Source organism: Thalassoroseus sp. (genome assembly GCF_984380535.1).
This window is the reverse complement of record NZ_CFHRBF010000022.1, coordinates 1-26,048: the sequence shown is the minus strand read 5'-3', so window position 1 is coordinate 26,048 and position 26,048 is coordinate 1. Positions and strand designations below refer to the sequence as shown.

Annotated in this window: 21 protein-coding genes; 6 read left to right on the top strand and 15 right to left on the bottom strand. The window is 54.7% G+C overall.

The genetic code is table 11. The features are described from left to right. Nucleotides 1-33: 33 nt before the first annotated feature. Together AC5DDB_RS25680 and AC5DDB_RS25675 are read right to left on the bottom strand one after the other, a co-directional pair. Nucleotides 34-1,146: an SGNH/GDSL hydrolase family protein gene (locus AC5DDB_RS25680; protein ID WP_491742622.1), complete on the bottom strand. Its 1,113-nt coding sequence runs from the start codon at nt 1,144-1,146 to the stop codon at nt 34-36. Between the two features lie 124 nt (nt 1,147-1,270). Further along, nucleotides 1,271-2,011 carry a hypothetical protein gene (locus AC5DDB_RS25675; protein WP_491742621.1) on the bottom strand — a complete coding sequence of 247 codons (741 nt, stop codon included), beginning with the start codon at nt 2,009-2,011 and terminating at the stop codon, nt 1,271-1,273. Nucleotides 2,012-2,516: 505 nt separating this feature from the next. Here AC5DDB_RS25675 and AC5DDB_RS25670 point away from each other — a divergent pair. Then, nucleotides 2,517-4,016: a Do family serine endopeptidase gene (locus tag AC5DDB_RS25670; protein ID WP_491742620.1), complete on the top strand. Its 1,500-nt coding sequence runs from the start codon at nt 2,517-2,519 to the stop codon at nt 4,014-4,016. 77 nt (nt 4,017-4,093) lie between these two features. Here AC5DDB_RS25670 and AC5DDB_RS25665 read toward each other — a convergent pair whose 3' ends face one another. The 5 genes from AC5DDB_RS25665 to AC5DDB_RS25645 form a co-directional block, all read right to left on the bottom strand. Further along, nucleotides 4,094-4,906, bottom strand: coding sequence for a hypothetical protein (locus AC5DDB_RS25665; RefSeq protein ID WP_491742619.1), 813 nt, complete (start codon nt 4,904-4,906; stop codon nt 4,094-4,096). Then, nucleotides 4,906-6,516, bottom strand: a complete 1,611-nt coding sequence (locus AC5DDB_RS25660) for a lipopolysaccharide kinase InaA family protein (protein ID WP_491742618.1) — start codon at nt 6,514-6,516, stop codon at nt 4,906-4,908. The genes AC5DDB_RS25665 and AC5DDB_RS25660 overlap by 1 nt, the downstream gene beginning before the upstream one ends. Before the next feature lie 95 nt (nt 6,517-6,611). Then, nucleotides 6,612-7,331 (bottom strand): YggS family pyridoxal phosphate-dependent enzyme, encoded by a 720-nt coding sequence (locus tag AC5DDB_RS25655; RefSeq protein WP_491742617.1) that lies wholly within the window; start codon nt 7,329-7,331, stop codon nt 6,612-6,614. Between the two features lie 129 nt (nt 7,332-7,460). Next, a complete protein-coding gene (locus AC5DDB_RS25650) occupies nt 7,461-7,877 on the bottom strand; it encodes a hypothetical protein (protein ID WP_491742616.1) in 417 nt (138 codons plus the stop codon). Between the two features lie 166 nt (nt 7,878-8,043). Beyond that, on the bottom strand, nt 8,044-8,484 hold the full coding sequence (locus tag AC5DDB_RS25645) for a hypothetical protein (protein ID WP_491742615.1): 441 nt from the start codon (nt 8,482-8,484) through the stop codon (nt 8,044-8,046). Between the two features lie 279 nt (nt 8,485-8,763). Here AC5DDB_RS25645 and AC5DDB_RS25640 point away from each other — a divergent pair, with 279 nt between their 5' ends. Together AC5DDB_RS25640 and purN are read left to right on the top strand one after the other, a co-directional pair. Then, nucleotides 8,764-10,080 carry an Nramp family divalent metal transporter gene (locus AC5DDB_RS25640; RefSeq protein ID WP_491742614.1) on the top strand — a complete coding sequence of 439 codons (1,317 nt, stop codon included), beginning with the start codon at nt 8,764-8,766 and terminating at the stop codon, nt 10,078-10,080. Between the two features lie 160 nt (nt 10,081-10,240). Further along, nucleotides 10,241-10,864, top strand: a complete 624-nt coding sequence (purN, locus tag AC5DDB_RS25635; RefSeq protein ID WP_491742613.1) for a phosphoribosylglycinamide formyltransferase — start codon at nt 10,241-10,243, stop codon at nt 10,862-10,864. A 12-nt stretch (nt 10,865-10,876) separates the two neighbouring features. On the opposite strand, the gene ftsH is transcribed toward purN, so the two are convergent. The 3 genes from ftsH to AC5DDB_RS25620 form a co-directional block, all read right to left on the bottom strand. Beyond that, a complete protein-coding gene (gene ftsH / locus AC5DDB_RS25630; protein ID WP_491742612.1) occupies nt 10,877-12,946 on the bottom strand; it encodes an ATP-dependent zinc metalloprotease FtsH in 2,070 nt (689 codons plus the stop codon). A gap of 164 nt (nt 12,947-13,110) precedes the next feature. After that, nucleotides 13,111-14,307, bottom strand: a complete 1,197-nt coding sequence (locus tag AC5DDB_RS25625; protein ID WP_491742611.1) for a ribonuclease D — start codon at nt 14,305-14,307, stop codon at nt 13,111-13,113. A gap of 161 nt (nt 14,308-14,468) precedes the next feature. Beyond that, nucleotides 14,469-17,789, bottom strand: a complete 3,321-nt coding sequence (locus AC5DDB_RS25620; protein ID WP_491742610.1) for an SNF2-related protein — start codon at nt 17,787-17,789, stop codon at nt 14,469-14,471. A 412-nt stretch (nt 17,790-18,201) separates the two neighbouring features. Between AC5DDB_RS25620 and AC5DDB_RS25615 the strand changes: the two genes are divergently transcribed. From AC5DDB_RS25615 to AC5DDB_RS25605, 3 genes are all read left to right on the top strand, one after another. Then, on the top strand, nt 18,202-19,512 hold the full coding sequence (locus AC5DDB_RS25615; RefSeq protein ID WP_491742609.1) for an ATPase, T2SS/T4P/T4SS family: 1,311 nt from the start codon (nt 18,202-18,204) through the stop codon (nt 19,510-19,512). An 88-nt stretch (nt 19,513-19,600) separates the two neighbouring features. Continuing rightward, complete coding sequence (locus tag AC5DDB_RS25610; protein WP_491742608.1) at nt 19,601-19,807, top strand: hypothetical protein; 207 nt, start codon at nt 19,601-19,603, stop codon at nt 19,805-19,807. Next, nucleotides 19,782-20,123 (top strand): type II toxin-antitoxin system PemK/MazF family toxin, encoded by a 342-nt coding sequence (locus AC5DDB_RS25605; protein ID WP_491742607.1) that lies wholly within the window; start codon nt 19,782-19,784, stop codon nt 20,121-20,123. The genes AC5DDB_RS25610 and AC5DDB_RS25605 overlap by 26 nt, the downstream gene beginning before the upstream one ends. 22 nt (nt 20,124-20,145) lie before the next feature. Here the strand turns inward: AC5DDB_RS25605 and AC5DDB_RS25600 are convergent, their stop codons facing one another. The 5 genes from AC5DDB_RS25600 to queC all read right to left on the bottom strand — a co-directional run bounded on the left by AC5DDB_RS25600 (nt 20,146) and on the right by queC (nt 25,904). Then, entirely contained in the window at nt 20,146-21,378 is a 1,233-nt protein-coding gene (locus AC5DDB_RS25600) for a 2-isopropylmalate synthase (protein WP_491742606.1), read from the bottom strand. Nucleotides 21,379-21,452: 74 nt separating this feature from the next. Next, nucleotides 21,453-23,396 carry a redoxin domain-containing protein gene (locus AC5DDB_RS25595; protein ID WP_491742605.1) on the bottom strand — a complete coding sequence of 648 codons (1,944 nt, stop codon included), beginning with the start codon at nt 23,394-23,396 and terminating at the stop codon, nt 21,453-21,455. A gap of 185 nt (nt 23,397-23,581) precedes the next feature. Further along, on the bottom strand, nt 23,582-24,043 hold the full coding sequence (locus tag AC5DDB_RS25590; RefSeq protein WP_491742604.1) for a hypothetical protein: 462 nt from the start codon (nt 24,041-24,043) through the stop codon (nt 23,582-23,584). A 25-nt stretch (nt 24,044-24,068) separates the two neighbouring features. After that, a complete protein-coding gene (locus AC5DDB_RS25585; RefSeq protein WP_491742603.1) occupies nt 24,069-24,968 on the bottom strand; it encodes a metallophosphoesterase family protein in 900 nt (299 codons plus the stop codon). Nucleotides 24,969-25,208: 240 nt separating this feature from the next. Then, a complete protein-coding gene (gene queC, locus AC5DDB_RS25580) occupies nt 25,209-25,904 on the bottom strand; it encodes a 7-cyano-7-deazaguanine synthase QueC (protein ID WP_491742726.1) in 696 nt (231 codons plus the stop codon). Nucleotides 25,905-26,048: the final 144 nt, after the last annotated feature.

The following is a 26,048-nucleotide window of genomic DNA, read 5'->3' as shown; positions in this document are numbered from 1 at the left end:
CTAACATTGATTTTCGGCATGTGCTAGATCGCTCTAGCGGTTTGACGAAAGCGCATCTTCAATGACTGGGCGAAAGATTTTCGCCTGACGCATGAATCCTAGATCGCTTGCATGTGAACCATCGGTGGCTCCGTCGGTATCATCGCCATACAGGGAGTCGCCGGGAATATAGTAAAGATTCTTGACGTTCGCTTCTTTAAGCTTCTCATAGGCAGCTTTGAGAGCAGCATGATTGTGATCATGATGGGTACGCCGTTGTGGTAGAATCCAGTCATTGGTGTTGCGGCGATCTTCGACGAGGATAATCGGCGTATCAGGGCGTGTGGACCGAATTTGTTCAACCAGCGGAACGCATCGCTTCTCGACATCTGGTGCGGACATGTTCGGAAGACAGTCGATCACATAAGCGGCGGCGTCCACTTGAACTAAGTATTCCGCGACTTCCGCGTGCATCTTGCCATTGCCCGAGAATCCCAAGTTGACCACCGGGCGGTCCAGCCAGCGACCGAGAATGGCGGTATGAACCATGCCGGGTCGACTTGCACACGCCCCGTGAGTGATGCTCGTTCCGTAAAACACAATCGGCTTGGTTTCTCGTGGAGCCAAACCTTGGAACGAAGCCGACTCGGGCACACCGATTTTCAGGAATTCAACGCCATTGTAGAGCGGCAGATAAGCGGCGTATTCTCGTTTTCCGGGCAACAATCCCGAGATGACTCGCGTTCTCACTTCTTGCTGAGTCGGGCGAGTGACTTGAACCCACTTCCAAGTGTTGTCCTCATCTTTCGCGTAGAAATCAACGCCACTCACGCCAGTCGCCGGCATATGGGGCATGGCAATTCCACTGTCTTTCAATCGATAGTGGACGTGAATTTCCTGGGCATCGGTTTCGAACCGAACCATCATCCCGGCACTGTCACGACTGAGGTTCCACACGTTGGACGTGACTTTTCCATCGGCGGATGCGGGAAAACGATCGAACCAACGTTCACGCTTTTGGTCAGGCAAGATGCGTCCTTCGATTCCCCAGTCCTGGACATCGTGCCAAGTGATTTCCGGTTTGGCACTCGCTTGGGCAAACGTGATGGCAGGACTGGTTCCTAGCAGAGCCAAAGCTGCAAGGACAATTCGATGGTGAATTCTCATGGTGGGGCTTTTCTTCGGAATGACTCGTTTGTACTCGAGAAATTGTCCGCCGAACGCACAGCTGACAACACAACGCGAGCCATACTACCGAAACATGCCCCGGGTCACCATTGGATCGGACCGATCATTCGCCGGCTGTATTGCTGAGTTCAAGTTCCAGCAAACGTTGTTGGCAGAGAACGACTCTGCGATAGTCGTGTTGTGCTTCATAGAGTTTCACGACTTTGCGAAGACAGCACTCACACGTGATCTCCTGAATCTGCTCTAGTGTAAGACCAGAGACGAATTGGTAGGCCTCGTCCTTTCGATCTTGCTTGATGAGCATTCCCGCGATACCGATTCGGTAGCAGACATTCTGAGGATCGAGCGAAATCGCTTTGCGAGCAAGGCCCTCGATCAGGTGGGCGGGGTAACCACAACGGGCGGCGTAATGACCCATATCATAGTATGACTGGGCGGTGGACGGATCTCGCTCCGTGGCTTTACGACATGCACGCATGGCATCGCCTGGTTGATCGATCGAATCGAGGGCGGTTGCGATCTGCAGGAGCAACTCGGTCGTCATTTGGTCGTTGTCGATCAAGTCGCTGAGTAGGTCGCGAGCGAGTTCCGTCCGTCCGATCTTGCCATACCCGTAACCGAGGCAAACGCGAGAAATGGGTTTCAGCGGCACAAACAATGACGCCCGTTCCAAAGCCGACACGGAGATTGCGAACCGGCCCCGTGTGCCCTGAATCAGACCCAACTGTTCCCAACCTCGGCCGCAGTCGCCGGCTTCCTTCAGGTGCAGTTTGATGACGCGAAGGGCATCTTCGAGTTCACCGCGTTCATAGGCTGCTTCGGCCGCTGAGAGATATTCCGTCATGATGATTTTGGACCTTCACATGGGAATCAATGACACCCGCGTTTCCATAGCTGCTGTCACCGTAAGAACTCGTCACTGGCTGCGGAATCGCGGGGAGGAACAGTTTCGTTCCGCAGCCAATGACGTTTTTAGACGCGTTTTTCGCGGTGGATCATCGGGCTGGCAGTGAATGATGGCTTGCTCGACGAGGCAGGCAAAGTGTGAAACTGAGATTCAGTCTCAAAAGTAACGCGTGTGAGATTCATCGTCAAGAGCATCGTGCTACGAAAACAAATCTCCCAAAATTTTTCGGTTTTTGACAACATCTCCAACGCTTTCCCCCCGATCCTCGTAGTAAAGACGTGGACCGCGACACCGGTGTACTGACATCTGACGAAATCCTAAAACACGTTATCGTCCTGCTTTATGTCAACCCGTGTGACCAGTGATGCTTCATGTGCGGATACCTAATGACTCTTAGACGCGGTTATGCGTCGTCTCTGTTTCTCAATGGAAGGGATGAACTATGAAAACGCTTCACGCAAACCGGCATTGGCTGGTTGCATTGACAGGGAGTATGTTGCTTGTCGGAGCTGCCGTCGGTTTGGCAGATCGGAAACCGGCCGATCAGCAGGCAATTCGCCAAGCGCGTGATCTATCGACTGCGTTTCGGATTGTCGCCAAACAGGCCACCCCCGCAGTGGTGTCGATCGAAACCACCTCTAAGCCGAAAGTCATGGAAGAAGCTCAACTGCGATCACCGTTCGGCGGTGATAGCGGTTTAGAAGAGTTCTTCCAACGTGACCCTCAGTTGCGGCGGTTCTTCGAACAACAACGTCGTTTCCAACAGCAACGGCCCACTCCTGAGAAAAAGGGGATGGGGTCGGGGTTTGTGATCGATGCTGACGGCATCATTCTGACGAACAACCACGTCGTGCAGGACGCGGATGAAGTCAAAGTGCGATTTTCCGACGGCCGAGAGTACATCGCTACCGACGTGCGGACCGACCCACGGACTGACGTCGCGGTCGTGCGAATCGATGTTCCCAAGGGCTCGCTTGAAGTGTTGCCGATGGGTGACAGCAACGACGTGCAAGTCGCGGATTGGGTGCTCGCGGTTGGTAGCCCGTTCGGACTGGCGACCACCGTCACGCAGGGGATCATCAGTGCGAAGGGACGTGTGCCAGGTATCAATGAACGGGAAAACTATCTGCAGACCGACGCCGCCATCAATCCCGGCAACAGCGGTGGGCCTTTGGTGAATCTCGATGGAGAAGTCATCGGTATCAATACCGCGATCTCTTCGAAAAGTGGTGGATACGACGGGATCGGGTTTGCCATCCCGATCAACATGGCGAAGTGGGTTGCGACGCAGTTGATCGACAAAGGCGAAGTCGATCGGGCCTATCTGGGCGTGACGATCCAAGAAGTCAGCAGCCCGATTGCGAAGCAACTCGGCGTGGAACTTGGTAAAGGAGCATTGGTCGGTCAGGTCTTCAAGAACTCCCCGGCTGCGGAAGCTGGTGTTGAACCTGGCGACTTGATTCTCAAGTTAGATGGTAAGACCGTCAGCGGACCAAGTGGTTTGCAAGATGCGGTCGAACGGTTGGAACTCGGTAAAAAGTACCCGCTCGTCGTGTTGCGTGATGGTGAGACGAAAACGCTCACGGTCAATGCCCAAGAAATGCCCGCGGACTATTCCCGGGAGAATCTGAGCCAACAATCGACAAGCGATCGTGCCCAAGACTATGAAGAGATTGGGTTAAGCGTTCAGGAAATTACTCCTGATATTGCCCGTCGACTGAAGCTCGATGGTACCGATGGTGTGGTCGTGTCTTCGGTCAATGAAGATAGCCCGGCGGGTGAGGTCGGGATTGGTGTCGGCGATGTCATCACGAAAGTCGGGAACCAACGCATCCGCACGAAGGAAGATTTTGAAGCTGCCATGAAGGATGCGAACTTGGAAGACGGAATTCTGATGTTGGTTCGTAGTGGCAGTACGTCGCGGTTCATCGTGCTTCAGTAACGATTCGCCCCAGACGTCGAATGACGGATCATTCCGCGAAGCCTGTCGCAATCGGATGTGCGGCAGGCTTTCTTACGTTACGACTTTGGCAATGACGACAGGTAAACCAGGAAGCGGTCTTGGACGTGTGGCACGGCGTCGGCGAGGCGTTTGCTCAGGGGTTCGATATTAGTTCCGTTGTCGAGATCGGCGAGGTAAGAGAGTAGGGCCGTTCTCGTTTCCGGCGAGGCATGCAAGCAGAAATGGACCCAAGCCCATGCTTCTTCGTAGTGCGGTTGCTGCATAGCGGAGAATTCGGTGAGCGACTCCAGGGCCTTCAAATTCGGTTTCCAACCGTCCGCGAGTCGGCGTGTTAAAGACTCCACCGTCCGCGAATTCATCGCCCCTCTGATTTCAAAGTATTCCGCTAGACCTTCGTCGATCCACAACGGCACATGACCCAAGCTCGCGTGCAAGACCCCGTGTGTATATTCGTGGCGAAGGTCTTCTTGGACACGCTTTCCCCAGAACGTGAAGACTGCTAACTCCGTCGGTGTTCCCACAAAGTAGGCGCGGCGTTGAGGCAACCCAGGGTAAGTGCGGTTCAGATACTGCGTGTACTCGAGTTGCCCGCTAAAGAGGTAGACGACAACTTCTCGATTTTGCGGCGGAAGTTGCAAGTCGGACGTGATTTGCTCGCGAAGTTCCTTGAGGTCGACAATCAGCGAGTGGTCTTCCGGCAATTGGAAGTTGCTGAGAACCAGCAAGCGATCCGATCGCACAGAGTGGCGACTTGGAGGACCAACCGATTGCAGTTGGGTTGCTTGGCATCCTACGAAAAACGCTGCCAGCAATATTCCCACACGCCCACCATTGAGCACGGACTTCTTCGGAAGTTGACGCGCCGTCATTATGCCGCTCGCAAGGAAGTTGGAGGGCAATCCACCGATGTCTCTTGTTCCGTGGTCTGTTCGAGAAATTCACTCAGGAACCGTTGGCGATCACTCGGCGACCAATGCCGCGTGTAACTGCGGGCGACGTGTTGTTGGAAACGTGGCCGGTTGGCAAACTCGTTCAGAATTTCCTGCAGTCGTTCCCGACGTTGTCGCATGGCCAGCGGTCGACGTTGTTGGCGGAGTCGATGCAGATGTGACCATGCTAAAGCGAACGTGGACTCGTCGAATAACACATTGGAGCCGTCCCATTCCGCATAGTGGAACCCGCATTCGTGGAGCCGATTCAATTCCCGTCCCAAGAGTGTGGCAAGCTTGTCGATCATGTCCCAATGATGCGTGGAACTGAGGACATCAGGAAGTGGTCGGTGGGACGAGTGGGGAGCCAATAGCAAGTATGATTTGCACTTCCGCGACGCAGGTTCAACGACCGCCCACGGTTCGATCGTCGGCAAGCTGCGTCGCAGCAAGGCATGTCCCATTCGCCATGCATGAGCAGCCGAGTGTTTCGGTCTCGGTTCCGACGGTGTCATGGGCCAGGAGATTAACTCAGGAGATTCGGTTTCGCTTGTGGACGCCGAAACCGATGACGGTTGAGCCCGAAAGGATTTGAGCCAGTCGCGACCCAAGCGTGCTAGTCCTCGGCAATACAATCGCCAACCATCTGCGATCACCTGTCGACTGTTTGCCCGGTGCCACTTGCGATCCCCATGAGAGTCGGCTCGGGCGAGTTCAAGAGAACATCGGCTCGCGATGGCGGTCGGTGTCAATTGATGGTCGGGATATCTTTGGGTGTAAACGCGGTAGAACCGAGTTCGATCGGCTTTCGTGCAATTCCGGGCAAAGAAATTATGCCACAACGCCAAGTCTCGACACGCCATCTGCGGTGAATGGTTCTTTCGATGCTGCATGGAATGCAAATCGATCAACCACATGCGAAGCGTGTCGGTGTTCGCCGGAAATGCACTTAGGTCGTCCCGGGAAACGAGAATGTTTCCGGGATGTAAGTCCGGGTGATACAAACCGTTTTGGTGAAGTCGGCCGAGAATGTCACCGGTCTGCTGAGTGATTCGTTGTCGGAGTTTCGCGTGCGACGGTGAATGACTCTCGAGCAACAATTCCCGAAGGAATTCATCCAATGGGATGACCTCGGGAATAGCTTTGGTTAGCAGATAATTGTCGAAGACAAATCCTGAAACCCGACGTTCACCCATCGCGACACACTCGATGGTCGGGATGCCTGTTTCTCGGACGAGCTGAGCGGCACGCCACTCAAGTTGTGCACGAGAAGGGCGAATCACGTTTTGGCCGAACGTCCGTAAATCCGGAACTCGGAAGTGCTTCAGAAAGTATTCGCCAGTCTCAAGCTGAATCCGGTAGACGACGCGGTGCTCGCCGGACTTGATGACCTCCGTCGAAGGCGAATGAATCCACTCGTCGATCGGCAACGACTCCCCACTTCCCACAGTCGCTTTGAAGTCGGATGTGATCGTCCAACGGGTTGCGGACCGAGACAATCGGCTGACGGTTTGCGTCGGAGATGAGGGTGGAGTGTGAACCTCGGTCATGCGTCGGGACGCTACAGTTCAGTGTTTCGTATCAGCAATAGGCCAGAATCGCGTCGAAGTGTTGCAGAATTCCGCCAAGCCGACAAGCCGAATCTTTACGACCCGAGACCTTCGAACAACGCGCTGCCGATGCGCACCATCGTCGAGCCCTCTTCGATGGCATATTCGAAATCCCCGCTCATGCCCATTGAAAGTTCGGGCAATGGATGCGTGGGGGAGGATTGGTCCCGGAGGCGATCTCGCAGTTCCCGGAGGGTCGAGAACGTTTGGCGGATCAGACTTTCATCGTTCGTATGAGGGGCCATCGTCATCAGACCATCGATCTGCACCCGAGAGCGGTCCGCCAGTTTTGGCCATTCCTCGAGGAGATTGGCGACGGAAAACCCATCTTTGTCGGCATCCTCGACAATATTGACCTCCAACAACACGCGTGGTCGCGTGCCGGTATCGGCGGCCAAAAATTCGATCCGTTCCAACAACCGGAGGGAGTCCACCGAGTGAATGACTTCGACCTTCGGTAGAATTGACCGCACCTTATTGCGTTGCAGATGGCCGATGAGGTGCCAGTTCACGGACGGGGAATCGAGTTCGGTCTGAAAGTGTTTGGCTCGCTCGACGAGTTGCTGGGGTCTGGCTTCACCGAGTGTTGTCCACCCGAGTTGAATCAACTCGCGAACCCATTCCAATTCTGCGTACTTTGTAACAGCGATCGCACGTACTTCGGAACGAGCACGACCGGCACGTTCACACGCGGCGTCGATCCGCTGTGAGATATCTTCCAGGTTCCTCTTCAACGTGGCCGAAGTTGCCGACATAAATGCTTACGATCGAGAGAACACAACGTCACAGCGTGTGATCGTGTAAGTTGAGCGATCACACAGACCAATTTCCGCGAGAGACGTTGGCCTCATTCTAGCGGACGTCGATCGAGCGACAAGACGACGTCAACCAAAGTCTGCCCGGCCGAGAAAACGAACGCCGTACTCCCAAAATTCCTCATCGGTGACTTGGCGAGATCGTACGGTTTCCGCCCGCAGCCATGTCGGTCCACGTCCCGGGACTTCAATACCGACGAAGATTTTTTGCCATTCACGCTGGCCTGGGTATATGAACGAAAGGCCGCTTTGAGAAACTGATCGGCCCCAAACCATGCATTCGTCAAGTTCATTGAAATCCGTAATTTCGACCCCTTCGTAGGCTTCACGGATTCTGACGATGCCACGATAACAGGAACGCGAATGTCCACGTTGCTTTTCATAAACCAATGCTGTTCGAGATTCCAACCGATCGAGCATATCGAGCACGCGGACGGCTGCTCGGCTGTCGGTTTCGGAATACTCTTCGATACTGCGCAATTGCATGGTGGCCAATCGCTCCTAAACGCAAACGGTCGAAGCCTTTATCTCGATTGAGAAGAAAGAACGGAGGATTCGGGAGAAACAGAGTGGTGATACTTAGAAATGATCGGATGTAAAAGTATAGCTCACGTTTGTGTCAAAATCAGAAAGTTTGATCAGTAGAACTCGATCAATCGTTTGCATCGGAAGAGTCGGACCATGAATCCGCTCGCCCTAGAAACCGGACGCCATACTCCCAGAAATCTTCATCAGAGACTTGCCGACCGCGAACCGCTTCTGCTCGCATCCAAGTGAGTCCGCGCCCGGGAACTTCGATACCCACAAAAATTTTTTGCCACTCGTGCGAACCCGGGTAGATAAATGAAATACCACTTTGAGAGACCGACCGGCCCCAAACCATGCATTCTTCGATTTCATCGAAGTCGGTAACTTCGACATCATCAGTGACTTCGCGAATTCGCACGATCCCCCGATACTGGGAACGTGCGTGCCCGCGTTGCTTTTCGTAAAGCGGTGCCGTCCGAGATTCGAGTCGATCGAGCATATCGAGCACGCGGACAGCCGCTCGGCTGACGTTTTCGGAATATTCTTCAATACTACACAGCGACATGAAGCTTGTTCGTTCCTCGCAGCCAAGGCTCCTTCCTCGCTTGCTGAAAATTGCGAATTTTTCGCTGCCGTTTGTGATGAGTGTGTGTAAGAAACATCGGACAACACACGATATGTTCATGATTGCTTCGCTGAATGACGGATCAACCGCTGAAATCGGACCAAATGGTCTGATTCGGAAATTCTGGAAAATCTGTCATATCAACATTCAGTGTTGCGACGTCAACGCGGTCCCGTTATGGTGCCATTGCCGCTCATGATTTCTGCCACAAGGGTATTTATGGAAAACGATTCAGCGCAACCTCCTCAAACCAAACGTGATGGGTTTTGGGGGAGTCTTGGTCCTGCGATTATTACTGCTTCGGTGGTTCTAGGCCCCGGTAGCATTCTGAGTGCTTCAAAGATCGGGCAGCAGTACGGCTACTCAATGAGCTGGGTGCTGTGCCTGGCTGTCGGCCTGATGTTGGGAATGACGGCGTTATCGGCGCGATTAGGTGTGTTGTTCGACCACACGCTTTGCGAAGAAATGGCCCAGAGGGCCGGTCGTTGGTTGGCTTTGCTTGCAGGCACAACGATCTTCCTGATCGTGGCCTGTTTTCAGTTCAGCAACAACCTTGGTGTCCTCGCCGCGTTGGAACCGTTTAGCCAGGGCGAGGCGAGTTGGATTCCAGTGGCTGTCATCGTCGGTTTGAATGTGTTTGCCGTCGGTGCGTTGGCCGGTTCGGATCATTTGTACAAACCGATCGAACGTCTGATGAAGGTCCTGATCGGACTCATGATCCTGGGATTCGCTGCCAATCTGGTGATGGCCAAACCCGATATCGGTGCGGTTGCAGCCGGTTTGAAACCAGTCCTGCCGACCGATCCCGGAGCGGCCAAGTCGATCAATCTGACTCCGCTGATCGCGTTATTTGCAACGACTTTTTCTGTCGCAGGTGCATTCTATCAGTCCTATCTCGTTCGTGAGAAAGGGTGGACCCGAGCGGACTTGAAACCGGGTTTGATCGATTCCACAGTCGGCATCTGCACACTTGGCTTTATTACTTTAATGGTCATGACGACCGCAGCCGCAGTCTTGTCTGGCCGTGGAGACATTGAACTGAAGTCGGCGGCCGACGTCGCGAAAGCCCTGGAACCGTTGTTCGGTCCCTGGGCGATGGGCTTGTTCTGCCTGGGTATCTTTGCCGGTGCGTTTAGCTCGTTCTTGGTCAATGCCATGATCGGCGGTTGCATGATGGCCGATAGCTTGGGGTGGGGCGGGTCGATCGACCGTAAAGGCCCTAAAGCGTTAACCGTGCTAGCTTTACTGTGTGGCATGGGAGTCGCATTGTATGTGCAACTCACTGGGCAAAAGCCGGTGAACCTCATCATCTTCGCCCAAGCAATGACTGTACTCGGTGGACCGATTCTCGCGGGATTACTCCTCTGGCTGTGCTTCCAACCCGACGTCCCGGAACGCGGCGGTGTTCCGGTTTGGTTGAAGATCGTGGCCGTAGTCAGCTTATTGGTCGCACTCGTTTTGGCGTATCAGAAGGCCGTGTCGATTTACTCCGATCTTCAGAAGAAAATTGCACCGGCAACCGAGACGGCCAAGTAATTACCGAACTGCGAACTTTCTTGCTCGAACGCGATAGGTTCCGTTGGCGTGCGATGAGAATCAACGTATCATCGGGGCAAAATTGTCCCCCTACGTTGTTCAACATTGCACCTCAATGACCTACATCCCGGAAAATCCATTTCGTCCCGTCCCCGAAGCGATGAATCGACCGATTCGTCTCGGAGTACTTATCTCCGGCGGGGGGACGACGTTGCTGAACCTGCTACAGCACATCGAAACCGGGAATCTCGACGCAGAAGTCGTGACGGTCTTGGCGAGTCGCCCGGATTGTCGCGGGATCGAGCGTGCGAAGGCGGCAGGGATTCCGACGGATGTCGTCGATCGCAATACATTCGAGACTAGCGATGACATGAGCGATGCGTTGTTCGCATCGCTTCGGTCTGCGAATGTAGATTTGGTGATCCTCGGCGGGTTTTTGTCCCGCGTGACAATTCCTGACGATTTTCGCTGGCGGGTGTTAAACATTCATCCGTCTTTGATTCCATCGTTCAGCGGCCCCGGCTATTACGGACATCATGTGCACGAAGCCGCTTTGGCACGTGGCGTGAAAGTATCGGGATGCACGGTCCACTTCGCTGACGACCAATACGATCACGGTCCAATCATCCTGCAGCGACCGGTGGCCGTCCTTGATGACGACACCCCCGACACACTCGCCGCCCGGATCTTCGACGCTGAATGCAAAGCATTCCCCGAAGCCATCAGCCTCTACGCAGAAGGGCTGCTAGAAATCGTTGGCCAACGCGTGCGAATTCTCGACTAAGACTGTGAGTTTCTACGCAGTTCCCGAAGTGGATTCGTCGTCGTTTTCGGTCGTCGGCGAATTTCGTGGAGTGTCATCGGTATCGGACTTGTTCGTGCCCGGACTGATCTGCGGGCTCGTTTTGTGTTCGTCGAGAATCGTCTTCAGCTGTGCCGCGTCCATCGTTTCGTGTTCGAGGAGTTCGCGTGTCATATGCTCAAGGGCCTCACGACGATCCGTCAGGATTTCCATCGAAGTGTGAAAAGCCTCGTCTAGAATTGCTTTCACTTCCATGTCGATCTCACGAATCGTCTGTTCGGCGTGCAAGACTTCGCCCGGTCCCGACTGGGCACCAAGGTACTGCGAACGAGCCGATTCACTGTAGAACATTCGGCCGAGTTTGGGACTCATCCCGAATTCCGTTACCATCCGCCGTGCAATGCTCGTCGCCCGTTGCAAGTCATTCTGCCCACCGGTCGAGGAATCATTAAACACGATCTGTTCCGCCGCAATCCCGCCGAGTAGCCCGCAAACTCGGTTAAATAATTCGGTTCGGGTATTGAGCTGGCGTTCCTCCTCGGGGAAGTGCAGGGTGTAGCCCAGACCCATCCCACGCGGAATGATCGAGATTTTATGCACCGGATCGGTATGCGGCAGACTACATGCGACCAAAGCGTGTCCACATTCGTGATAAGAAACGCGGAGTTTCTCGTCTTCGTGAATGATGCGGGTTTGCTTTTCGAGACCGGCGACGACCCGCTCGATGCCTTCTTCGAATTCGATCTGCGACACTTTGGATTTGTTGGAACGAGCCGCGAGTAGAGCAGCTTCGTTGACGAGGTTCGCAAGATCCGCCCCCACGAAACCACCGGTAATTCGGGCGATGCGACTGAGATCGACGGAGTCGTCCATCTTCACTTTCGCAGCATGTACTTTGAGAATCGCTTCGCGACCACGCACATCCGGGCGATCGACAACCACATGCCGATCGAAACGCCCTGGACGAAGCAAAGCGGGATCGAGGGTTTCCGGTCGGTTGGTGGCACCCATCACGATCACGCTTTGATCGGACGAAAAGCCATCCATCTCCACGAGTAACGCGTTGAGGGTTTGTTCGCGTTCGTCGTGACCGCCTGGCAAGCCGCTGCCTCGGGTTTTGCCGAGGGCGTCGAGTTCGTCAATGAAGATAATTGCAGGCGACTTCGCGCCGGCCTGTTGGAACATATCCCGCACACGAGCCGCACCCACGCCGACATACATTTCCACAAAGTCGGAGCCGGACAAACTGAAGAACGGCACACCCGCTTCACCGGCCACGGCCTTTGCGAGCAGGGTTTTCCCCGTCCCTGGAGGGCCAACGAGCAAAACACCACGCGGAATCCGACCGCCGAGCGCTTGATACTTGCCAGGCGTGCGGAGAAATTCGACGACTTCTCGCAGTTCATCGACCGCTTCGTCGATGCCCGCCACATCGTCAAAGGTGATTGCGATATCTTCCTGAGCGTGCATCCGTCCGCGACTACGACCGAACGACAACGCCGAACCCGGCCCATTCATCCGTCGGAACAGGATGATAAAAAATATCAGAAACATCATCGGGATCAGCAGCAAATACGCGACCTGATACCATTCAGACGGCCCGCTCGCGAAACCCCATTCGATGCCTTTTTCATTGAGTTTTCGCGTAAGATCGTTCTTTTTGACATCGCCGATCTCGAACGCGGGGATGCGGTACGTGTTGACGTCGTCTTTAGGGAGCTCGATGTTACCTTTATCGAATTCCTCTTGCGAAACCTGATCAACCGGCTGGTCTTGGAAGGTGATTTCTTTGGAACCGATCTTCAAGTTGAAGACGTTGTTCTTGTTGAACCGCGGTGCTTTGCCGGTCTCAGCAGGTTCCAAACCACGCTCGAACTCGCCGAGCGAAATCACCTTGCCTCGTGTTTGGGTGCCCAGCCATACCATACAACCAGCAAGTAAGATGGCTCCAATGACCAAATACCACAACAGATTGGTCGGCGGTTGCTTGTCCGTTGGTTTACCACCGTCCCGTGGTGGGCGTTGCGGCCGATCTTCTCCGGGGGGCAATTCGGGTTTTGACATTCACGTGTTCCAAACTCTTTGGGATTCACAGCGGAAACAAAGCTCCTGAGCGAATCATACGGTGTCTGGGCACAGAGGCAAGCCGGTGTCGTCGGCTACTTGGTCGCAAGCCAACTTCCGACGGCATTGAGACCGCCAATGAAAGATCGCTTCACGCCTCGAACTTACAGTTCGTCGGGGATACGCTCAAAAATCAGCGGGTGATCGGAATTCACATCGGCGACTCGCATCGAAATTTTGCCGTCCAAAACGTCTTCGAGAAGTTCGCCACACACTTCGGCCCGCCAACCGAGCGTTAGTTTCGGAGGATCGCCTTGCCGGTCGTTGTAGACATGCCAACGCACCAAATGACGCAAATCCGCCGATGTCCCAACGAGCGACCGTGCGACGTTCATCTCCGCACATCGATTCGCCAGGGCAATTCCTAGCAACTGCCCAATGACTTGTTCATCGGGATTGTTATCCGAATCCGTCCGTCTCACGACAGGCGGCAAGTCGGGGTCCGGAACGTCCAAGCCCTTTTGAATGGCTTGAAGCATCGCCGGGAAACTTCGTCGATACTCGCCGCGATTCATGTCGCGTGTGGCGAGCAAATCTTTTTCAGATTTCGGTTGACGACGTGCAAGCTCCACCAAGAGATCATCACGTAAGATGCGACGGACAGGGCGGTTACGTTCAGCGGCTTCCGCATCCCGCCACTCGGCCAGCGACTGCAAAACCGCCAATTCCCGACGGGATAGCCGGTGTAAACCGTTGATGCGATCCCACGGCGGGCGTTCGCAATCTTCGGTCAACTCTGTCACCATCCGTTCAAACTCGGCGTTTGCCCAAGACAACCGGTGATGCCGTTTCAGCCACGTTTGTTGTTTCTGCCAAACCGCGAGAACGAAGCTCACGTCTTCCAGAGCATAGGTGATCTGCCGATCCGACAACGGTCGACGTCGCCAATCGGTACGGGTCTCTTTGCCATGGACTTTCTTTTTGAGAACCCGTGAGACGAGCGTATTGTACGCTAACGGATAACTGCGACTGCGAAGCCCTTCCGCAAGTTGCACATCGATGAGATTGGTCGGTCGTTGCCCGCCTAGTTCGAGACAAAACTTGATTTCTGCTTGTCCGCCGTGCACGACAACTTGCACACGGTCGTCGGCCATCAAGTTCCACCAGGGCTGCAAGTCGGCAACTTGAAACGGATCAACGGCAACACATTCTTTGGTCGTGGCAAACTGCAGTAAGCACAATTCCGGTCGGTAACTATACTCAGACACGAATTCCGTGTCGAAGGCCACTTGGCCTTCCTCGGCAATCTGTTGACACAAGGTTTCGAAGGATTGTTGATCCTCAATCAGCCGGCTTGACATTCCCACTATCTCTGAAATTGGGCACCATCCAGTCCCGAAAAGACGCCGCATCACCTGCGCGCATCGAATTCTGAACTGATAATCCCATTCCCATCAGGGGACTGCAAGCCTGCCCGGTACAAACACCGAGCAGAATATCTCCAAAAGACACATTTTCGGATTTACGAGAGCAACAGTTCGAGGTCGTCCGTCGAGAGATCTCGCAGCAGGTTGTTATCGGCTTCGAGAATCGCTTCGGCCAAACCACGTTTTTTCTGCTGCAATTCGGCAATCTTCTCTTCCACAGTTCCCCGGCAGATCAAGCGGTATGCAAACACTCGACGCGTTTGCCCAACACGGTGTGCCCGGTCGATTGCTTGGGCCTCGACGGCCGGATTCCACCATGGATCAAGTAGAAATACGTAGTCAGCCGCGGTCAGGTTCAGACCCAATCCCCCGGCTTTCAGGCTGATCAGGAAGATGCCTTTCTCTGGATCGTTCTGGAACGATTCCACCCGCTCGGCTCGGTCGCGAGTTTGACCATCGAGGTATTCATATTTCAGACCAGCTTCATCGAGGTGGTCGCGAACGATGCTCAGCATGCTCGTAAACTGAGAGAACACCAGCGATTTGTGGCCTTCCTGGATGAGTTCTTCGAGGTGGGGCACCAAGACTTCGAGTTTGGCGCCTTGCTCTTCTTTCGAATCCTCTCGCAGCAATCCCGGGTGACACGCGGCTTGCCGGAGTCGCAGCAAGGCTTCGAGGACGTGCATCTTCGATTTGCCCAGCCCTTGTTTCTCGACCATGCCGAGCAACGAACTGCGATAGTGGTCGCGAAGTTCGTCGTAAAGCCGACGTTGTTCGGTGCCCATGTCGCAGTACAGCGTCTGTTCGACTTTCTCTGGCAGTTCACCCGCCACTTGCGATTTTGTCCGTCGTAAAATAAACGGTCGCAAACCGGCGGTCAGCAACTGCCGCGAGTCTTCGTCTTTGGTATCGGTCGTGTAGCTCTTGAAGATGGAACTGCGGCCGAGCATTCCCGGGTTGAGGAACTCAAAGATCGACCACAAGTCGCCGAGATGGTTCTCGATTGGCGTCCCACTGAGCGCCACGCGATGATTCGCCCGCAACAATCGCGATGCTTTCGCAATTTGCGAGGACGGATTCTTAATCGTTTGGGCTTCGTCGAGAATTACGTAATCGAACTGCACGTCTTTGAGCGAAACGATATCACGCCGCAACGTACCGTAGGTCGTGAGAATAATATCGTAATCTTTGAAATCTTCACGCAGCGCTTCGCGATCCAAGCCAGAGTAGTCGAGCACGGCTTGTTCGGGGGTGAACCGAGTCGCTTCCTGATGCCAGTTGAACAGCAGCGATTTGGGCACCACGATCAACGACGGCAACTTTTTGTCCCGGTTTTGGCGACGACGCATCAACAAGGCGAGGACTTGAATCGTCTTCCCTAAACCCATGTCGTCGGCCAAGCAACCGCCGAGTCGGAAGTCTTGCAGGAACGACAACCAGCCGAGCCCTTCGCGTTGATACCCCCGCAATTCGCCCTTGAAGCCGGTTGGTTCTTTGTCTTCATGGACGCCGCCGAATTCGCGGAATCGGGTCCGTAAATGTTCGAATTGCTCGTCCCGTTCGACCAACTCTTGGGAAGCCAGCAAGGCGTCCAACAACGCGACTTGGTTGTGAGAAAACCGAACGTGTTCGTCTTCGGGAATGCCGAGACCAGAGAGCAAACCGAATTGGCGTTGCCATTCTTCCGGCAAAATCCCCCAGGAACCGTCATCGAGCCGGATCGTGGTGTCGCCTCGTGAAAGTGCGGAGAGAAGTTCTGGAAACGAAACACTGCCGCCGCCGAAATCGACCTTAGCATGAAGCTCGAACCAGTCGATTCCCGATTCAACGCGGAATTGCACTTTCCCAGGTTGGCGAACTTCCTGGCCATCGGCTTTAATGATCCAACCCTGTTCGATCATCGTCCGCACAGCGGGGCCGAGCGACCGTGCTGCGATCTCGACATCGAAACCGCTGCGTCGTTGGTCCAATAATCGGCGGAAACCGTTCTCTTGAAGCTGTGTCCAAGCCGTTTCTTCGGCTTCACGATTTCGCAGGATACACCGGCCTTGTTCCCGTTGCACGATCGCCCACTGCGTACTCGATGCTGAAACTTGAGTGCCGAGGTAGTCGAACCGGACGTCCCCCTGCAATCGCTCCCAATGCCAGCGTTTGCCGCGTGGCGAGCGAATCGTCAGATGTGGAATTGGTTGGCAGGTGATTTCCTCGAGGTCTAATTCCTTCGGCAAGTCCAACCGGGGTAGCGTCGGCATGTCGAGCAGTTGATCGACGAGGTCATGCTCTTCACCTTCCGGTGCGGTCAGCCGCGATTCCCCATTGAACAAATTGACCCAATTGAAAGCGTCAAAATCGCGAAGGCGAGCGATGTGCGTGTTTGTAAGCACCAGACCGCCAGGGACAAGTAATTCTGTGGCGGACAGTTCGATGGACTCGTCATCACGACGCAAAAGCCCATCGACGCTCCACTCACCCTCTTTGCCATCGTGACTGACGTGCAGCGTGAGATCCCACGGTGTGCCGTCGTCCCATGCAAGCGGCGTTTGTTCGCTTTCTTCGGAGTCCATGAAGCGAACACGTCCTGTTCGGCACATCAACGGCAAAATCAATTCGCACAATGCGAATGGGATGCGATAACGGAACGTCGTCGACTGGACTTCCGCTTGCTGAGCGTACCAATTCGAACGCTCAGGCGTGCCACCGGTGAGGTACGCAAGAATCTTGCTGTCGTCCTCGTGTTCGACTTCGTCGAGTTTGCCGGGACGTAATTTCAGCGGCTTCAGCTTGCCCCACTGACCGTTTGCGCGTCGTTGACGCTGTGAAGTTTGCACGACAAGTTGACCGACGTTCCGACTTTCGGTGATGTCGATCTCGTAGAAAATCTCGCGTTCGCGTCCTGCGGATGGTGCCGGCGGTTCACTAGACCGCATGTCCTTGCGAAGGTCCTGTAGCCGGCTTTCCCAGGGGCGAAGACGTGGCTTCGTTTCGACTGCGGTTTGTGTCGGCTTTGCGCCGTTTGTCCGCGGTGCAGCGGTTGGCTGAAAGACATCACCGTCGTCGTCTTCGTCTTCCCAATCGTCGTCGAACAAATCCGGTTCGATTTCCGCAACGAAAGGCGGGCAATTCCCAGGCCGAGCGGGACCGGTGAGCAAATTCCCTTGCTCGACGCACAAGACCGTCGCCCAGAGATGTTTGCACGCGCCGGACCGCTGAAATGCATCGCAGGTGCAATACATTTTCAGATCGCCCTCGACCCGACTCAGTTGCGTCTGATTTTCCTCGCCACTGTCGCGGACGACACCGAAGACTTGTTCGGGCGTAACTCGCACCAGCGAGACGCGTTCGGCCTCCAAATATGCCGCACCGCGAAAACGTAAGTCGGCTCGAAATTTGCCTTCCAACAGCTCACTCAGCGTCACAGTGGCTCCCTGCCAGTTGCGGGTTGTCGTCGATGTTCAAACGCAGCGTTTTCGCTGCTGGTGGGGTTCTCAAGGCGGGACAATTCGGTGTGTCTCGTCTCGTCAGTATTGTGTCTGCCGAATCGGAAAGGTCAACCGTAGATATCGGCTGGGGTTTCCGGTCAACTCGGCAGCGCATCCGGCCAGGATATCGAATTTTGCGATCGCTGACCAGTTCTCTCGGGGACGAGATTTTCTACCCAAACCGTTGGCAACCTCGTCGGAATGTGGGAAACTGGTTCAAACAGGCGATTTACGGCCAAATGAAAAAAATCTGGGCCGGTTAGTTTCGGATCGGCTGTTGGCAAGGTAAGTTTCTAACCAGTTCGGGCCAATTGGTTAGTGAGATCAGCATCGAGGGGAGTCCATTCGAATGGCACGGCGTGGCGACTACGAAGATGATTACGATGATGAAGAGGAAGAAATCGATTATGTCCTCTTCCAAGGGGCTATGAACGACGCGCCCGTCGATTTGGAGGAAAACCGTCGCCTGACGCACGCCGGTCTGATGCCTGCCAAAGAGTTGGTCACCGATGCACTAATGCGTCGTGCCAACCGCGTCCGAATCGAACCGAAAGGCCCACGAGCCCAGGTCATCCTGTACATCGATGGCGTCGCCTACCCTGGTGGACGGTTGCCGAAACAGCAGGCCAACGCCATCACGCAGATGATGAAGCTGCTTTCCGGCTTGGATATCAACGTCCGCAACAAAAAACAAAAGGGCGGTGTGAAGGCGGAGCTTGAGGATATCAAGTACGAGCTACTTGTGACTTCAGAGCCGATCCAAGGTGGAGCGGAACGGCTGACGATCGGTGTCCGCAATACCAAAGAAGATTCCGATGCCCCGCGAGACCTGGGCATCAGCGACAGTATGCGGGACAAGATCCGCGAGAAATCCGCCAACAAACGCGGTCTGATTGTGGTCTGTGGTCCACCTGGTAGTGGGGTCACGACGACGACTGTAGGCGTCGCGCGTTCGGTGGACTCCTTCATCTACACGGTCTTTACCATCGCCGACATGGAAGGCCGTGATATCACCAATATCACGCCGCAAAAATACCGCGAAGACGACGACCTCGACACACTGACCACCCGCTTGGAACGTGTCGACTGTGATGTGCTGTATCTTGGACCGATCGAAAATTCCGAAGGCGCGAAGGACATCGTTGCCCAGGCGGAGAAGTTTGCTTTGATTTCCGAAATGCCCGCGAAAGACGCCGCTCATGGGCTGTGTCAACTCATCGCGTGGCTGGAAAGTCCCGAGTTGGTCAACGAGAAAATTGACTTGGTGATTTCGCCGAAACTCATCCGCAAACTCTGCGAGAAATGCCGACAGGCCTACCGACCGCACCCCAAATTGCTGGCGAAACTCGGACTTCCGCCCGAAACCAAACGCCTCTACCGTGCACCGGAACCACCGCACGAAGAGGATGAGGATTTCGACGAATACGAACCGTGTCCCAAATGCGGCGGATTGGGCTACTACGGACAGACCGGGTTGTACGAAGTGATCGAACTCAATGATCAGATGAAGCAACTCGTCGCGAAGAAACCGTCACCCGAACATGTCCGAGCAGCCGCCAAGAAACTCGGTATGCAGAACATCCAAGCCGAAGGGCTGAGATTAGTCGCCGAAGGCGTAACGTCACTGGATGAACTGCAACGCATCTTCAAAAGCCGTTGAGACCGTCATTGCGTAGGGTGCGTGGAGCATAGCAAAACGCACCCTCGCCAACCCATCGACGTACTATTGGGACCTCGGAGTCTCCCACATGACCGATACCGCAGCGAAACTGTTGGAGACGTTTGAATCACTCCCCGCAAGCGAACAGCACGAGGTCGCGATTGCGATTCTTCGGCGAATCGGCGATTTGCCAGAATATTCAGTTACCGACGACCAATTGGTGAATGTTGCTGAAGAGTTGTTTCAATCGCTCGATGCGGAGGAATCAAATGGCAGCAAGTCCGACTCGCGGTGAGGTGTGGATCGTGGATCTTGGCATGGTTGCTAAAGTTCGACCATGCTTAGTTCTCAGTATTGCTGCAGATCAAGACTCCGACCGAGTTCTTACGACGATTGTCCCGCACACGACGAGCACACGTGATTCTCGTTTTGAGGTTCGCTCCAATGTCAAATTTTTGAAGCCGGGTGCGTTTGACGCTCAGAATATCGTCACGATACCTACTGTGAAGTTGGTTCGACGCATTGGTACTCTACCAAGCGATCAAATGGCCAACGTCGAATCAGCGGTTCAATTATGGCTCGGCTTCAAAAGAGATTCGGAAGTCGCATAGCCACAGCGTTTTGGCACACCTCTCACCACGTCGCGAGTTCGCGTAGCAACTCGTCTGTGACTTCGGTGCCCTTGGGGAGTTGCTTGATTCGGTCGAGTACGCTGGCGATGGTAGTGTCGTCACGGGCCACGCCGAGACGTTCTAACTCGTGTGCGACGGCGGTGCTTCCGCTGTGTCGACCGAGAACGAGTCGAATTCCCTTCGCGCCGACTTTCTCCGGCCGGAAGGGGAGGTATGTGTCAGGATGTTTTAGGATGCCGTCCTGGTGAATCCCGGCTTCGGTCGCGAACACATTTGCGCCAACAATCGGTTTATGTGGCGGCAACGGAATGCCTGTGAGTTCGGCGACTAACTCACAGAGCGGCTGCAGTTGCTCCGTCTTGATTCCCATGCTCTGGCCGAATTCTTGTTGGTTCATCGCGAGTGCCATCGCGACTTCTTCGAGAGCGGCATTACCAGCCCGTTCGCCGATCCCGTTGACCGTGCATTGCACGACATTCGCACCAACTTCAATTCCTGCCAACGTGTTCGCGACGGCCAGTCCAAGGTCATTATGGAAATGGACTGCCAATAGCACTTGATCGAAGTTCGGCACATTGTCGCGAATCCGGCTGAGTAACTCGCGGACTTTGTGCGGGGTCATCACCCCGACGGTATCGGGAAAACCGACTGTTGTCGCACCTGCGTCAATCGCTTCCTTATAGAGTTTACATAGAAACTCCGGCTCCGTACGGCTTGCATCTTCAGGGGCGAATGAAACGATCAAGAACTTCTCAGCCGCGTATGCGACCGCATCCGTCACCAACTGGATGATTTCCGACTTCGACTTATTTAACTTCTGCTCGCGGTGGAGCGGACTGCTGCCACAGAACAAACTCACGCCGCGTTTGTGTGCCGGATTGCCAGCCAATACCTCCGCAGCCGCGTCAATGTCCGCAGGCATCGTTCGGCACAACGCGGTCAACACAGGACCACGCACGACACCAACCATTTTGCGAATGGCTTCTCGATCCGACTCACTCGAAGCCGGAAAACCGGCATCTAGTGAATGCACACCAGCCTTTTCGAGTGCCAACGCGATCTGAAGTTTTTCGTGTGGATCGAGTGTTGCCCCCGGCATTTGCTCGCCATCACGTAGCGTGGTGTCGCTGAATAGAATTTTGTCGGACCGCCGATGATGTTTCACAACGGTGTGCGTCGCAATCTCGGCGAGCTTCCAGATCGGTCGTTTCCACCAACTCCGTCGTGCGGTCACTCGGAAATCCTACGTCAAACAACATGACATCCAAAAAGCAAGCGACGGATCGAAGTCCGTCGCCCGCCGAAAAATTATTGTAGCAACAACTTCGGAACTTCGTTCTTCAGTTGGTCGACACCGATGTTTCGGCTTACAACTTCGCCGCTTTTGTTAACGAGGAACATCGTCGGCAGCGAGATAATCCCGTAGTTTTTGGCAAGCCGACTTTCTAACCCGCCAGGTTCGAAGATTTGCGGCCACACCATGCGGTTCGATTGAACGAACGGCCCAACCGGAGCAGCGGTGGCATCGAGATTGACCCCGACGACTTCAAACCCGCGTTGGTGGTATTGTTGGTACAGACTTTGAATCTGCGGCAAATCTTCCTCGGCGAGTTTCGCCCAGGTGGACCAGAAAATGACGAGCACCGGTTTGCCTCGATAGTTGGCGATGTCGACGGTCCCGCCGGTGAGTCCCGGTCCACTGAGATCCAGCCGTTGACCTTCGAGGTTCAATCGACGCAGCGCCCCTGCAGATCGTTGACCCGGGTCCGTCTTGGGGTGCTGATTCGCGGTGCGTTCGTACCATTGCTTCGCGGCATCGATATCACCTGCGAACTCGTTCGAGACCGCTAATTGCAGCATCGCTTCGGCAGTTTCCTCCGCTTGGGGGAACCGTTTGGCGAAGGTTTGCAACTGCTCGAGCCACCACTTTTGGACATCTGCACGCTGATCTTCGTTTGTGATCGCGGATTGCAGGTCCATCGCATAACGGGAGAGCAACGTGCGGTAGCCGACGTAGGCCATCAACTCATCCGAGGCCTTTTGCTGCTGCAAACCGGCATTGATTTTTTGGAGCCGTTGCAACCCCTCTTCGAATTGACCGGTCTGAACGGCGGCAGCCAGACCATCGACCAACTGGCGTTGCCATTGCTCACGTTCCTGAGGCGAATCGGCGGCTTCGACAAGCTGATCGAGCACATCCGCCCGACGCCGATTATACTCGGCGACGGCTTTCGCACCGTCGTTGGGAGCCGGCGCTTTCGAGTCGATCTCCTGCAATTTGACGAGCAGTTCTCGCGTTCGCTCGTTGTAACCATCAATCGGAGCGCCACCACCGGGAATGACGGATGCCGGCTGCATCAACACGCCACCCGCTGCGACCTGTGCCGAGTCGCCTTCGATCGGTTCGGGTACCTGGGTCAATTTCCAGACATCGCCGATACGGACCATCTCACCGATCTGGACGAGTCCTGCCCGTTCACCCGCTTCAACGATTCCCATCGCGTTTTCGTAGACGACCAAATCATCCTTGGCCTTTTCTTCGTCCGCCGGAATCAAACCCGGGTTGGCACTGTCGAACCGCATCCACTGGGTTTGCGGCGTGAGCAACTTACTTCGCGAGCGAATCTGCTGCATGGTCTCCGCAGGATTGGCAACCAACTTCAGGATGGCATCCGCAAGGTTCTGTTGAACGCCGAGCCGTTGCAGTTCGTTTTGCGTAATCAACACGCTTTGCAGACGAGTGGCATCGCCATCGATCATGGCTGTCACTGCGATACGAGCGGCTTCTTCGGCGGAAAGGATTTTCCACTCGTCGATTCGTCCGTCCTCGTTGGTGTCGAGGCCCCAGCGTGTGCCGCCGGTGTTGAGCCAACGACACTGATCGACCTTGTTGTTATTGTTGTTGTCGATGTCGCGGTAGACTTCCAGTCCTTGATGGAAGTACTGCCATTGATCGACGACGTTGTCGCCATCGGTATCCATAAACCGCCGAAGCACTTGACCTTGCGGCCCGTAGACGACCCAACCCGAGCGTTTCCCTTTCCGCTCGACTTTGACTTTGCACTCGTCGACCTCATTCCCGGTGGGGGTGTCGATTTCGACGTCTTGCTGGGATGGCTTAAACGACAACGCCAGTTTCGCAGATGGCGGATCGGCTGCCGATGCCATCGTGAACGAAGAAACTGCTAACGCAAAGGCTCCCGCTGCCCGAACACGCAGGCGGCGCGGAAATAAACTGCGGTCGAACTGCATTTCGAAAACTCCGTTTTCTTGGTTTGGCCGACGATCCATCGACCAAGCCGCTCCCTAAATCAATTCCACAAACTGTTGTGACTCGCTGGACTCAACAGAGGTTTCGTCCAGCGAATGGCCAGCCCGCAAGATTTTCCGACAGCGTATTATAGCGAATTCCGAATTCCACGGTCACCAGGAGTTTTCTACGGATTCTGCGGGGGCGAGGAGTCGGTTGCGAGACTTCGATCTTGGATTTGAGTACGCTCGAAGTCGTAGTGGTACTCCAAAATTGACGTTCGCTCCTCCTCATTGAAAAGGAGCAACGCTTCCAAAGTCATATCATGACCGTACCAAATCTGACTCTCAGGAATTCGGTGTTCTAACCATCGTGACAATGTCACAATATACTCGATGTCACCGCGTTGATACCACCTTCCGTAATACGTTTCGAGGATCCCGACATCCAGCCAGTACCCGGGATGACTATTGCTGATAAAGTCGATCCTTTCATTCGGTATGACAGTTAGTGGACCGTGTACCCAAAATTTTCCCGGTTCGAACTGTGAAAGTAGGTCGCATCGCCAGTGATTGATTTCACGGAGGCCACCCACGCCCTGACAAGGGCTGTTCCCAACTCGGACAAGCAAAACAGCATCTCTCGACATCAGAAATTACCTTGTGGGGATCTTTTCACCGCCAGAGTTCCCACTCATATGACCTCTGCTTGCGGAAGCCGGTGAGGTGAATTGTGCCGTTCGGCTCGATTTCCATGAGGGAGTAGCCGTTGTTGTCGGCACCGGACCCTTCGACCATCGCCACCAGCGTGGTGTAGTGAATCCCACCGATCTCCTTGAGATCGTTTTGGTGGCTATGGCCTTGGAAGACAGCTAACACGTTGCCGGATGTTTCGAGGACTTTCCGCACTTCGGCATTGTTCTTGACGCCATGACTGTTGCTCACGTCGAGCCGCTGATGAGCAAAGACGATCACCGGTTTGTTGTTCGCTTCGAGATCACCTTTAAGCCATTCGATTTCCGCGGCTGGGATGTTGGCGTCCGTCCAATGAAAGTTTTTCCGACCGTAAGGTTGGCCATCACTTCGGAAGCAGGAGTCGAGAACGACAAAGTGAATGCCGCCCTGATCGAAGGAGTAATACGACTTTTCCTGTTCAACGCCGCCTAAAAACTCCTCTTTCTTCAGCGTATCGACACAGTGATTTCCTAGAACGTAATGCCGCTGTTTGCAGATCGCCGAGAATTCGCGGTTGATCGTCTTGAGATAACCCTGTTCGACATCGACCGAATCAGCCGCATCAATCAGGTCGCCCAGTTCCACGACGAAGTTTGGCCTTTGCTTCTCGAATTGCTGGCCCGCTTCTTCGAGTTTGCTCAGCGTCTCCCGGTAATGGCGAGTTCCCGCCGGGGCTTTGTCGGCGTAGTGTAAGTCGGTGACGAGACCAACACGCAGACGGGCGGCGTCGTTCTTGGCAAGCAAGTTCGTTGCCCCGAGCGAAGCGGCTGTCAGCACAAGCGTTCCATTCTTTAGAAAGGCACGTCGTCCGAGACGAATTTGACAGTTGTCGTTGGTCATTGCTGATTGCCTTGACTCTGAAGTTTGTTGACTGGAACCACTACGATTTCGATTTTTTTTTGAAGTGAATCTTACGAAACATTGGATCTGAATAGGAGGTGTGTGGCATGCCCACAGCTCTGGGTGGGCATGGGCCAGAGACACTCGAAGATCGAATCATGTCCACGCAAAACCGTGGATATGCCACCCTTTCTATTTACAAATGCGAAATCCGTGTTTGTCCCGGCCTAGAAGAGATTGCTATCGAACTCTCGCCGGGTCTTCGAAACCTGCGTCGGCGAAACCTTTGGCTCGGAGTTGGCAGCTGTCACAGTGTCCGCATGGGACGCCGGCGATGTCGGGATCGTAACAACTGTGCGTGAGGCCGTAATCGACACCCAGCGCCATGCCGCGACGGATGATTTCGGCTTTGGTGAGGTCGATGAGCGGCGTGTGGATTTCGAACTTCGCGGTTCCTTCGACGCCAACTTTGGTGGCGAGATTCGCCAGGTTTTCGAAGGCGGCGATGAATTCGGGCCGACAATCGGGATAACCGCTATAATCCACCGCGTTCACGCCGATGTGCAAATCCGTCGCTCCCAGCGTTTCGGCCCAACCGAGTGCAAGCGAGAGAAACACGGTGTTCCGAGCCGGGACGTAGGTGATTGGAATGCCCTCGGCCATCGCATCGTCGGTGCGGTCTTTCGGCACATCGATATCCGCCGTGAGTGCAGACCCGCCGAACGCTCGCAAATCGAGATCCAAAATCACATGCCGCTCGACGCCGATCGCCTCACACACCCGTCGAGCCGCATCCAACTCAAACCGGTGGCGTTGGCCATAGTCGAAACTCAACGCATAACAGCGAAACCCCGCATGCTTCGCCATCGCAAGAACCGTCGCGGAATCGAGCCCGCCACTAACCAGCACAACCGCATTTTTTTCTGTTTCGGGCATCATCGACTCAAGGGGTTTTGTAGGGTGCGTCGTGTACGATTTCGCATTTGTCAGCGTTAGCGGGTGCCACTGCAGGAAATTGCATCGAATTAGCGTCGTGGGTGGCATGCCCACGGTTTTACGTGGGCATGATTGGACATTCAA

Excerpts from the sequence above, each read along its gene's own strand:
- AC5DDB_RS25595 (WP_491742605.1), bottom strand. The coding sequence starts at position 23,396 with ATGCAGTTCGACCGCAGTTTATTTCCGCGCCGCCTGCGTGTTCGGGCA.
- AC5DDB_RS25585 (WP_491742603.1), bottom strand. The coding sequence starts at position 24,968 with ATGACCAACGACAACTGTCAAATTCGTCTCGGACGACGTGCCTTTCTA.
- ftsH (WP_491742612.1), bottom strand. The coding sequence starts at position 12,946 with ATGTCAAAACCCGAATTGCCCCCCGGAGAAGATCGGCCGCAACGCCCA.
- AC5DDB_RS25590 (WP_491742604.1), bottom strand. The coding sequence starts at position 24,043 with ATGTCGAGAGATGCTGTTTTGCTTGTCCGAGTTGGGAACAGCCCTTGT.
- AC5DDB_RS25665 (WP_491742619.1), bottom strand. The coding sequence starts at position 4,906 with ATGACGGCGCGTCAACTTCCGAAGAAGTCCGTGCTCAATGGTGGGCGT.
- AC5DDB_RS25670 (WP_491742620.1), top strand. The coding sequence starts at position 2,517 with ATGAAAACGCTTCACGCAAACCGGCATTGGCTGGTTGCATTGACAGGG.
- AC5DDB_RS25680 (WP_491742622.1), bottom strand. The coding sequence starts at position 1,146 with ATGAGAATTCACCATCGAATTGTCCTTGCAGCTTTGGCTCTGCTAGGA.
- queC (WP_491742726.1), bottom strand. The coding sequence starts at position 25,904 with ATGCCCGAAACAGAAAAAAATGCGGTTGTGCTGGTTAGTGGCGGGCTC.
- AC5DDB_RS25605 (WP_491742607.1), top strand. The coding sequence starts at position 19,782 with ATGGCAGCAAGTCCGACTCGCGGTGAGGTGTGGATCGTGGATCTTGGC.
- AC5DDB_RS25655 (WP_491742617.1), bottom strand. The coding sequence starts at position 7,331 with ATGTCGGCAACTTCGGCCACGTTGAAGAGGAACCTGGAAGATATCTCA.
- AC5DDB_RS25645 (WP_491742615.1), bottom strand. The coding sequence starts at position 8,484 with ATGTCGCTGTGTAGTATTGAAGAATATTCCGAAAACGTCAGCCGAGCG.
- AC5DDB_RS25660 (WP_491742618.1), bottom strand. The coding sequence starts at position 6,516 with ATGACCGAGGTTCACACTCCACCCTCATCTCCGACGCAAACCGTCAGC.
- purN (WP_491742613.1), top strand. The coding sequence starts at position 10,241 with ATGAATCGACCGATTCGTCTCGGAGTACTTATCTCCGGCGGGGGGACG.
- AC5DDB_RS25615 (WP_491742609.1), top strand. The coding sequence starts at position 18,202 with ATGGCACGGCGTGGCGACTACGAAGATGATTACGATGATGAAGAGGAA.
- AC5DDB_RS25640 (WP_491742614.1), top strand. The coding sequence starts at position 8,764 with ATGGAAAACGATTCAGCGCAACCTCCTCAAACCAAACGTGATGGGTTT.
- AC5DDB_RS25610 (WP_491742608.1), top strand. The coding sequence starts at position 19,601 with ATGACCGATACCGCAGCGAAACTGTTGGAGACGTTTGAATCACTCCCC.
- AC5DDB_RS25675 (WP_491742621.1), bottom strand. The coding sequence starts at position 2,011 with ATGACGGAATATCTCTCAGCGGCCGAAGCAGCCTATGAACGCGGTGAA.
- AC5DDB_RS25650 (WP_491742616.1), bottom strand. The coding sequence starts at position 7,877 with ATGCAATTGCGCAGTATCGAAGAGTATTCCGAAACCGACAGCCGAGCA.
- AC5DDB_RS25625 (WP_491742611.1), bottom strand. The coding sequence starts at position 14,307 with ATGTCAAGCCGGCTGATTGAGGATCAACAATCCTTCGAAACCTTGTGT.